Origin of the sequence: Liberiplasma polymorphum (assembly GCF_043951795.1) — a bacterium.
In the GTDB taxonomy this organism is placed as follows: domain Bacteria; phylum Bacillota_I; class Bacilli_A; order Izemoplasmatales; family Izemoplasmataceae; genus Liberiplasma; species Liberiplasma polymorphum.
The window spans coordinates 51430-60136 of record NZ_JBIOAG010000010.1 but is presented as its reverse complement, the minus strand read 5'-3'; the positions used below and the strand labels follow the sequence as shown (position 1 = coordinate 60136).

Sequence of the window (8707 nt, the reverse complement as noted above, 5' to 3'; positions counted from 1 at the left end):
AGTTGACGCTTACGATAAATCCTCAAAATACGGTTTTTTAAATGTGACTATTTACTTCAAATTAAGTTTAATTATTTTTTAACGACAGTGGTTGATTCTAATGTAACAGCGGTTTGTGCATATAGTTTACCGTTAATTGAAGAACCAGTCCCCATAACGATATCTGTTTTTGCAAGAATGGTACCTTCAACATGTGATCCTGATCCAATTGCCACAGTATCTGCAACGACCCAGAAAATATTTTCAGCTCTTGCCCCACCAGATAAAGTAATTTTCATATCTGATGCCATAGTTAAGTTCCCATCGATTTGGAAAATCCAAACATCACTTGAACTACCATTTAATGTTAAATCAGTATTAATTAAAACGGAAGTACCGAATTTATAAACGCCAGCGGTTAAAGTTTTTCCACTTAAGTCACCACTATATAAGTTTGTGTAGTTTGCTTCTCGACCAAGTGCGTCAGTATACGCAGTTCTCATATTAGAGATTGCAGTTGTTAAGATGCTTGGTGTTGGAGAAGCATATGTTGATGTGTAAGCTTTCCCAGTAATTAAACTTGAAGTTGCATATTCACCAGATGAATGCATGATTAAATCAAATCCAGTTATATAAGTTGCAGAAGAGGGAGATATTCCTATATCACCAGTAATAGTAGACCCTACAGTTGTAGAGATTCCTGATTCTGCTAATATAACAAAATTGTTCGCATCACCTAAGACAACAGTATCTTTCTTAATTGTACCGGTTGGATTATCTTGTGGATCTTTATCATTACCTATCGTACAAGCTGATAGAACTAAAACTGACATGATTAATGTGATAAAGATAAAAGTTTTAGGATTTAATAATTTTTTGATTATATTCATTTGTTACGCCTCATTTCATCTTGAATAAGAGTATGTCATCTTTAATTCAAGTTACTTCATTATACACCATATATTACATAATGTACACATTAATTTCATATAAAATCATAATATAACATTATATTACTCTTAATTTATTTAAATAACACTTATTTTCTTATATTAAACAAAAGATTTTTCGTAATTAAATACGTGTACATTTAGGCAAGGATTAGTCAAAATATTAACTTAAATGAATAGTTTGTTAAACAATAGAATAAACGGACTTAGTCTATAAATTTTATAATAATAGATATTAAATTATCGTGCATCAACTACCTTGACAGGCATAGTAATCTATGTTAAAGTTAGGTACAAATAATACTAATTATAATTGTTTATAAAAAAGGAGATATTATGAAAACCGCAATCATTACAGATTCAGCCGCAAATCTATCAAAAGAGTTTATAAAAAAACATAAAAATTTACATGTTATTCCGTTAATGATACTCGTTGATGAAGTAAGTCACCGTGATCAAGTAGAAATAAGTGCAGAAGAGGTTTACAATCAACTTGATAGCAAACAAATTTCGACAAGCCTTCCAAGTATTGAAGATTTAACGAACTTATTAGATGACTTAAAAAAACAAGAATACACAGATGTTTTAGTAATAAATATTTCTTCAGGGCTAAGTGGCACGTTTAACGCTTTTAGATTAGTATTTGAAGATTACGAAGGATTAAACATTACCCATTATGATTCTAAAACACTAGGTGGGGCTCAAGGATATATTGTTGAGTACGCACTTGAGTTACTTAAAGAAAAGAAAAAACCATCTGAAATCGTTCCATTACTAGATACGTTACGTTTTGAAGATAGTATGGCAATATACACGATTGAAACGCTAAAATATTTGCGTAAAGGTGGAAGAATTGGAAAAGTTGAAGGAACAATTGGGGATATCTTAAAAGTAAAACCAGTGATTACTGTTAATGATGAAGGCGTTTATATCACATTATCTAAATCATTTGGCATTCAACGCTCACTGATTGCAATGAAAAATTTACTTACTGAAAAATTTGGTAATGATTTAATCGATCTTACCATTCACTATGGTAATGATTCAACAAAAGCAGAAGTGTTAGGTAAAAAGCTTCAAAACGAGTTAAACATTAGAAACTTATCTTTATCTGCGTTAACGCCTGTACTTGGTATTCATACTGGACCACAGATGTTTGCTTATATTGTACGCCGTATAAAATAAATTAAAAGCCACTTGATTATTTAAAATCAAATGGCTTTTTTATAGGATTTTGATGAATGAGGTTTAATAAGGCAATGTTTATTAAAACCAATTAACTCAGTATGGTTTGTTTTTTCTAGTGCGGCTTTTACTAAAGCATAATTGCTTGGTAAAGTATATTGAATTAAAGCACGTTGCATCGCTTTTTCTTTTGGATCTTTTGGTACATAAACTTTTTCATTTGTAAAGGGATCGATTTCTGTATAATACATACATGTAGAAGCCGTCCCAGGAGTTGGATAAAAATCTTGAACTTGTTCGGGTCGTTGATTGTTTTTCTTTAGATAAAGCGCTAGTTTAACAGCACTTTCTAAAGTACTTCCTGGATGAGAAGACATTAGATAAGGCACTAAGTATTGATTTTTATCAAACTTCTTATTTAATAGATTGTATTTTTGGACAAAGGAATCATATAATGTTTGCGAAGGTTTTCCCATTAATTTTAATACATCATCATCAATGTGTTCTGGCGCTATTTTTAATTGACCAGAAATATGATGTTTAACTAAATCTTCAAAAAAGGCTGGGTTTTTATCATACATTAGATAATCATAACGAATACCAGAACGAACGAACACTTTCTTAACAGTCGGAATTGTTCTTAAATCTTGCAAAATATCTAAGTATTTATCATGAGAGACTTCAAGTTTTTCACAAGGGGTGTAGCCGATACAATCTTTATGGGTACAAACACCGTGTTTAACTTGTTTTTGGCAACTCATCTCATAAAAGTTTGCCGTAGGGCCACCAACATCATGAATATAACCTTTAAAATCTTTATCCATAGTAATTAAATGCGCTTCTTTTAAAAGAGATGGTTTACTTCTTGATTGAATGGTTCTACCTTGATGAAATGTTAAAGCACAAAAATTACACCCACCAAAACAACCACGGTTTGAAATCAGACTAAGTTTAACTTCTTCAATCGCAGGGATTGCCTCAGTATAAGAAGGATGGGGTGCACGTTGAAAGGGTAAATCATACGTTTGATCCATTTCTTCTTGAGAAAGCGCAAAGGCTGGTTGGTTTTGAATGACAATGTGTCTATTGTAATGTTCAACAAGTATTTTAGCAGTATGAGCATCGGTTTGTTTATATTGTAGTTGAAAACTTTTAACATAAGCTTTCTTATTTTCTAACACTTCATCATAACTGGGTAAAGTTATCGAATCAGTTGGTATTAATGCAGCATCTTTAGTTTTCCAAACTGTATTTCTTAAGAAGATAATATCCGATATATTTAAGCCTGATGCTAAGTAATCAGCTACTTCTACAATCGTTTTTTCAGCCATTCCATAAACAAGTAAATCCGCGCCAGAATCCAGTAATATAGAGCGTCTTACCGTATTATCCCAATAATCGTAATGAGAAAGCCTTCTTAATGATGCCTCAATCCCACCAATAATAATGGGAATATTACCAAACAATTCTCTTATTTTTTTACTATACTTAATTGTTGCACGATCAGGACGTTTATCATTTCTTCCCCCTGGTGTGTAAGCATCTTGTTTACGTCTTTTTTTTGCAACGGTGTAATGATTCACCATAGAATCAATATTACCAGCAGTGACTAAGAAACCATATTTAGGCGTACCAAGCATTAAAAAATCATTTGAGTCATTCATATTTGGTTGGGCAATAATTGCAACATTATAATTAAAGCGTTGTAGTGTTCGTGCAATTATGGCATGACCAAAAGAAGGATGATCAATATACGCATCCCCTGTAACTATAATAAAATCTGCTTGTTCAAATCCTTGTGCTTGCATTTCTTCTTTCGTCATTGCTATAAAACTGTTCATGATAATCACCTTTAGGCATTATAGCATAAAAATGAGTTATGCTCTAGAAAATCTTTTATATAGAACCTTTATTAAAACCGTATTATCCTTTATAATAGTTTGTGTAATTAAAGACTTAAACCAGGAGTTAACGATGATTGATTTTAGAAGTGACACGGTCACAAAACCAACTAATGCTATGAAAGAGGCAATGATGCATGCTAGTGTTGGTGATGATGTCTATGAAGATGACCTTACCATTAAACACTTAGAACAAGCTGCAGCAGATAAATTAGGAAAAGAAGCGGCTTTATTTGTTCCAAGTGGAACGATGGGGAATCAAATAGCCATTATGACACATACCAATCGTGGCGATGAAATTATTATTGGTGCACACTCACATATTAAAAACTATGAAGTTGGTGCTGCAGCAGTCCTTGCGGGTGTAAGTTATCACTTAGTGAATGAAACAAAAGGCATGATGGATATAAACGCAATTAAAGAAGGCATACGTGGAGAAGACATTCATTTTCCTAAAACCAGTTTAATTTGTATGGAAAATGCGCATGGTAGTGGTGTTGTAGGTTCGTTAGAATATATGAAAGAAGTGTATAACCTCGCTACTAAAAACGGTATTTATGTTCATCTTGATGGGGCACGAATTTTTAATGCAGCTACGCATCTTAATGTAGATGTCAAACTAATGGCTCAGTATGCAGATTCCATTATGTTTTGTTTATCAAAAGGGCTTGCAAGTCCAATAGGGAGTATATTAGTAGGGACTAAGGCTTTTATTTTAAAAGCTAGAAAATACCGAAAAATGCTCGGAGGCGGAATGCGACAAGTTGGCGTTTTAGGTGCACCTGGGTTAATTGCTTTAAATGAGATGACTAAACGTTTAAAAACCGATCATGATCATGCATTATATTTAGCGGATGAACTTGAAAAAATAGAGGGATTCAAAGTAAATAAAGAAGCATTAGATATCAATATGGTTTTTGTAAAAAGCACATATGATTTAAAAGTATTATCAGAGAAAATGCGTAAACATGATGTGCTTTTAGGTGGTTATAAAGGCGAATATATGCGTCTTGTTTGTCATAACGATATTACAAAGCCTATGATTGACACATTTATCCAATTATTAAATAAACTCATTAAATAAAGAAATTTTTAATCTATTACTGGAGGATAGTAATTATGACCGTAAAAAAACATTTACCCGCACAATTTAATGACCGTATAGCCGGATTTTCACTAGAGATGATGACAATTTTTTTCGCTATTTTAGTCGTTATTTTTAACTTATGGCATCCTTTAATTGAAGTCATGGTAGTAGTAGGATCTTTTTACGTAGCAACTTTACTACCAATGCATTTTTATAAAGGGCAAAGTTTTGGAAAAAAATGGACCCGTATTAGAATTGTTAATCTACAAAACGAACCCATTTCACTTAAAACGGCTTACTTAAGAGAATTTACAAAATGGGTACTTGGATTTATCACAATCGGAATTTATTTCATTGTTGCTTTTATAATTTTTAATAAACGTCTTGATAGAAGAACACCGCATGACCTACTATATAAAACACAAGTAGTTTTGGTTGATGATGTACTAGTTTAAAAACTTCTAAACGAAGTTTTTTCTTATACCAAAGATTTTATCTTGGATGATTTAACGAATTAGCATAAAATTACTTATGTATTTAATATATATAATACGTACCACCACACACTTAATTATATTTAAAGGAGAAAACACCATGATAGCATTTGCTAAATTAAGCGATTTTGAACAAATATTAAATTTTGTTATAAGACTAAATAAAGAAGTATCTTTTAATAGTGGGTATATGAGTTTAGATGAATCTAGCTTGCGAACTGATATCTATAATGCCATAGAAACTAAACAAGTATATGTATCTAAAGACGATGTAATTAATGGGATTATCTTTTTCCATGAAAACAAAGAACATCAAACATACGATGTAGCTGGCCCCTATGTAAAACAAGCGAACATATCCATTGGGTTGCAGTTAATTAATCACCTAATTAGTCAATTAAAAACCGGCTATCATTTACAGTTCTTCTTTAACGATAAAAGTGTTTACTATAAAGAACTAATGCAAATGACTCAGGCTATCTATAAAGGAAATGAATTCATTTTAAACCTAAGAAAACACAATTTTAAAAAAGTAAATCAATCAGTTGAAGTTACTACGTTAAACCCTGAATTCAAAGAAGCTGTTAAAGTCATGCATGATACAATATTTCCAGGTGTTTATATAACTGGTGAAGATGTTGTCCGAAGTGACCTCAGTAAAACGGTTTATGTGTTAATTGAAGAAAAGGTACCAATTGGATATGCACTCATTAAAGTAAAGAAAAATAAAGCCATGTTAGAAGTGTTTGCAATTACGCATGAAAAAAGAGGGAATAAATTATCAAAACCGTTTATCTCAGAAGTTATAGCATGCACCTATAAAGACATAACAGTCGATATGATTCAACTGGTTGTTGAAAATATTAATGCGCGTGCACTGAAAGTTTATTTAGATATGGGATTTGAAATTGATGTTGAAAATTCAACATTTGATATTCTAATAAAATAAAGCACACATTCCGGTGTGCTTTTTGCTTTTTAATAGACTAAAAAAGGCTTTAAACCTTAAAGTAAAGATGCTATAATAAAAACGTTATATCAAGCATAATCAGGAGGTTGGCATGGACATATTTAAAAAGTGCTATGATTTTAAACAAGCTGAAGAAGCAATCGAGTTAGGGATTTATCCATATTTTCATGCGTTAGAATCTAAACAAGATATTGAAGTTACCATGGAAGGCGCTAGAAAAATCATGATTGGTTCTAATAACTACTTAGGATTAACAGGTGATGCGCGTGTGATTGATGCAACAGTTAAAGCTGTTAAAGAATTTGGGAGTGGTGTATCAGGCTCGCGTTTTTTAAATGGAACTTTAACAACACATTTAACATTAGAAAAAGACTTAGCTGCCTTTTTAAATAAAGAGTCTTGCTTAATCTTTTCAACGGGTTTCCAAAGTAATTTAGGAATCATTAGTGCTGTTGCAGGGAGAAAAGACATTATTTTTTGTGACCGTGAAAACCATGCAAGTATTTATGATGGTACGAGGTTGAGTTATGCAGAAATGCTTAGATATAAGCATAATGATATGAAAGATTTAGAAAAACAATTAAAAAATGCTGATCCAAATAAAGGTAAAATCATCATTACTGATGGGGTGTTTAGTATGAGTGGTGATGTATGTAATTTACCGGAAATTGTTAGACTAGCAAAACTATATAATGCGCGTGTAATGGTCGATGATGCCCATGGATTTGGTGTTTTAGGCAAAGGCGGAAGAGGCACTGCATCGCACTTTGATTTAGAAGATGACGTCGATATTATTATGGGAACATTCTCAAAATCACTTGCAAGTTTAGGCGGATATATGGTTGCTAAACGTGAAATTGTCGAATTTGTTAAGCACAAAGCTAGACCATTTATTTTTAGTGCTGCCATTACCCCATCAAATGTAGCCGCAGCTCAAAAAGCATTAGATATTATAAAAGAAGAACCCCAAAGGGTTCAAAATTTATTAGATATAACCAATTATATGCGTAAACTATTAAAAGGATATAACATAGAAATTATGGATAATGATGTATCCCCTATTATTCCGATATATACTTACACGCCCATGCGGACATTAATTGCTTGTAAGTTACTTTATGAACACGGAGTTTATGTAAATCCTGTCTTACCACCTGCAGCACCAGAGGGTCTTTGTTTAATTAGAACTAGTTATACAGCAACCCATACAAAAGCACTAATGGATGAAGCCGCTGCCATTATCGCTAACGTTATGGAGATGATTCCTGAAAATGAAGAAGAAGTCATCGCAAAGTTTTTAAATGGCTAAAACCTATATTGTAACAGGAGCTTCTAGCGGTATTGGATATTTGCTTGCTAAAACGCTAACTGCAGCGAACCATCAAGTCATTGGGTGTTCGAGAAACCTTCCTAATGAAGCTTACGACTGGGAACATTTTAGTTGTGATTTATCAGATCCAAAAAGTATTAAGGCCTTTAGTGAGATTATTCATGAAAAATATGAATCAATCCATGGCATTATTCACGTGGCTGGTTATGGCATCGGAAATGCCATAGAGTATACAACGTTTGACGAAGCACTAAACTTATTTAAAGTTAATGTACTCGGAGCATCAGAACTTTCTAGACTCTGCTTAAATAAGTTAAGACAAACACAAATAAGTAAAATTATTTTCATAGGTTCGGTTGCTGGAGATATCACAATTCCTTTTCAAGGGTATTACTCAATGACAAAAGCTGCCTTAACCCATATGTCTAATGCTTTAAGAATGGAATTAAAACCTTTTAAAATAGATGTATCCATTGTTTTACCAGGAGATACTAAAACTGATTTTCCTACTAGAAGAGTTAGTAACTTAAATGAAGATCCGCTTTATAAAAACAGAATAAAACATTCGATTGAACGTATGACTTATGATGAATTAAATGGTATGCACCCAAAACATGTAGTAAAAGTTATTTGTAAGCAACTGAAAAAAAAGCGTATGAAAGCCAAAGTTACAGTAGGGATTAAATATAAAATCATAACCTTTTTATTTCACCTATTACCTTATAAATTTAAATACTGGATTATTTATAAACTCTACGCAAAATAGCCTGCTTAGGCTATTTTTTTTATAAATATAGTTTTTTATTGTACA

At 32.2% G+C, this 8707-nt stretch carries 8 protein-coding genes; 6 read left to right on the top strand and 2 right to left on the bottom strand.

Annotation, left to right across the window (positions count from 1 at the left end; translation table 11 throughout):
* Positions 1-71 precede the first annotated feature (71 nt).
* Positions 72-869, bottom strand: a complete 798-nt coding sequence (locus ACHAJD_RS03670) for an ice-binding family protein (protein WP_435584511.1) — start codon at positions 867-869, stop codon at positions 72-74.
* A 396-nt stretch (positions 870-1265) separates the two neighbouring features.
* Between ACHAJD_RS03670 and ACHAJD_RS03665 the strand changes: the two genes are divergently transcribed.
* Positions 1266-2114, top strand: a complete 849-nt coding sequence (locus ACHAJD_RS03665; protein ID WP_435584510.1) for a DegV family protein — start codon at positions 1266-1268, stop codon at positions 2112-2114.
* A 26-nt stretch (positions 2115-2140) separates the two neighbouring features.
* On the opposite strand, the gene ACHAJD_RS03660 is transcribed toward ACHAJD_RS03665, so the two are convergent.
* Positions 2141-3955, bottom strand: coding sequence for a YgiQ family radical SAM protein (locus tag ACHAJD_RS03660; RefSeq protein ID WP_435584509.1), 1815 nt, complete (start codon positions 3953-3955; stop codon positions 2141-2143).
* A 133-nt stretch (positions 3956-4088) separates the two neighbouring features.
* Between ACHAJD_RS03660 and ltaE the strand changes: the two genes are divergently transcribed.
* The 5 genes from ltaE (at position 4089) to ACHAJD_RS03635 (ending at position 8662) form a co-directional block, all read left to right on the top strand.
* Entirely contained in the window at positions 4089-5099 is a 1011-nt protein-coding gene (ltaE, locus tag ACHAJD_RS03655; RefSeq protein WP_435584508.1) for a low-specificity L-threonine aldolase, read from the top strand.
* Positions 5100-5134: 35 nt separating this feature from the next.
* The gene (locus ACHAJD_RS03650; RefSeq protein WP_435584507.1) at positions 5135-5557 is read left to right on the top strand and encodes an RDD family protein; all 423 of its coding nucleotides are present in this window, start codon (positions 5135-5137) and stop codon (positions 5555-5557) included.
* Between the two features lie 139 nt (positions 5558-5696).
* Positions 5697-6545, top strand: coding sequence for a hypothetical protein (locus ACHAJD_RS03645; protein WP_435584506.1), 849 nt, complete (start codon positions 5697-5699; stop codon positions 6543-6545).
* Positions 6546-6657: 112 nt separating this feature from the next.
* Positions 6658-7875 carry an aminotransferase class I/II-fold pyridoxal phosphate-dependent enzyme gene (locus tag ACHAJD_RS03640; protein WP_435584505.1) on the top strand — a complete coding sequence of 406 codons (1218 nt, stop codon included), beginning with the start codon at positions 6658-6660 and terminating at the stop codon, positions 7873-7875.
* Positions 7868-8662, top strand: coding sequence for an SDR family NAD(P)-dependent oxidoreductase (locus tag ACHAJD_RS03635; RefSeq protein ID WP_435584504.1), 795 nt, complete (start codon positions 7868-7870; stop codon positions 8660-8662). Before ACHAJD_RS03640 ends, ACHAJD_RS03635 begins: the two co-directional genes overlap by 8 nt.
* The last annotated feature ends 45 nt before the right edge of the window (positions 8663-8707 follow it).